1 protein-coding gene is annotated in these 419 nt (G+C 52.5%); it reads right to left on the bottom strand.

Going from position 1 to position 419, the window contains the following annotated elements:
* Nucleotides 1-419, bottom strand: a 419-nt coding sequence (locus tag Q1A48_RS21405; protein WP_299948908.1) for an IS30 family transposase, incomplete at both ends; no start/stop codon positions are given.

The raw sequence follows: 419 nt of genomic DNA, 5'->3' as shown, positions 1-419 counted from the left end.
TGCCGCCGTATACGGCTTCAGCAGAGCTATAGTGGCCTCTGTCACCGCCTCTGCACTTTTGTTCTCCACTTGTGCAGATAAGGTAAACTGCGTTACGCGCTCTACAATAGTCACCAGAGCGCCGCTATGTCCCCTGCCAATGACGGTATCAATTTCCCAGTCGCCAACCCAACTCTTCGCATCTACCTCCACCGGGCGCTCATCGATACTTATACGGTTCCTGATTTGGCCGCGATTGGTTTTACCATTGCTTCGCTTGTGATACTTTCTACCGTGCCGCCGGAGGTTCATGAACAGTTCTCCACCCCTCGCCTTGTCGGTCCACACATGTTGATAGATGCACTCATGGCTCAACAGTATCAAGTGCTCCTTGAGCAGCCAGCCTGAGATTTGCTCCGGGCTCCATTTTTCAGCAAGTT

This window comes from uncultured Microbulbifer sp. (assembly GCF_947489355.1).
GTDB lineage: Bacteria > Pseudomonadota > Gammaproteobacteria > Pseudomonadales > Cellvibrionaceae > Microbulbifer.
This window is presented reverse-complemented; position numbering and strand designations above follow the sequence as displayed.